The following is a 330-nucleotide window of genomic DNA, read 5'->3' as shown; positions in this document are numbered from 1 at the left end:
ACGGAACCGACTGTGGAACCTACGGATCCGACGGAACCGACTGTGGAACCTACAGTTGATCCTTCGGAGGAGCCAACCAGGGATCCAATTGGAGAGCCGACTGAAACCGAACAAGCCGAGGAAGAATCCGTTCAGGAGTCGACCACGGCTGAGGATCCATCTGACGAACCGCAGTCGCCTAAAAAGGACCAGGATCTAGCAAACACCGGTTCACCACGATGTCTGTGTTGATCGCTGGTCTGCTCTTGGCAGCCGCTGGTGTGCTGATTTCTCGGCGCGGCAACCGTCGACATAGCTAAAGCCTAGGGACCGAAAGATGCCCGGAACTGC

The 330-nt window shown here is 56.7% G+C and carries 1 pseudogene; it reads left to right on the top strand.

From position 1 onward, the window contains the following. Nucleotides 1-231, top strand: a pseudogene (locus CIK74_RS18945) (hypothetical protein); the annotation flags it as partial. Nucleotides 232-330 lie beyond the last annotated feature (99 nt).

Source organism: Glutamicibacter sp. BW77 (assembly GCF_002332285.1).
GTDB lineage: Bacteria > Actinomycetota > Actinomycetes > Actinomycetales > Micrococcaceae > Glutamicibacter > Glutamicibacter bergerei.
This window is presented reverse-complemented; position numbering and strand designations above follow the sequence as displayed.